The sequence below is a fragment of the Rhodovulum viride genome, assembly GCF_003265965.1.
Classification (GTDB): Bacteria; Pseudomonadota; Alphaproteobacteria; order Rhodobacterales; family Rhodobacteraceae; genus Rhodovulum; species Rhodovulum kholense.
In genome coordinates, this window is record NZ_MUAV01000245.1 from 1 (window position 1) to 302 (window position 302).

At 67.2% G+C, this 302-nt stretch carries 1 protein-coding gene; it reads right to left on the reverse strand.

Translation table 11 applies throughout. The annotated features are described in order from the left end of the window. On the reverse strand, positions 1-198 hold a 198-nt coding region (locus tag BYZ73_RS22045), incomplete at its 3' end, for a hypothetical protein (protein WP_146746433.1). Positions 199-302 lie beyond the last annotated feature (104 nt).

Here is a 302-nt window from a genome sequence, read left to right on the forward strand (position 1 = left end):
CCGCCCGCTTTGCTGGTGCGGATAGGACCCGGCCGGTGCCGATCCGGCGGCGGTCTTCATCTCGCGCTTGGCGATGGCGGCGGTCTCGTCGGCCAGGTCGCGGATCGTTTCCATCAGCGCGTCCTCGCCATCTGTCATGAGGTCGCGCAGCATGTCCTGCAGGGCCTCGATGCCTCTCAGCTCGAACTTGACCTTCACGACACGCCCTCGGAGATCCCGATCTCGATGAAGCGTTCGCGGCCGCCATGGGGCAAGGCGCTCTCGATATTGTAGGTCCGGCCGCGCCAGACCAGCCGGTCGGC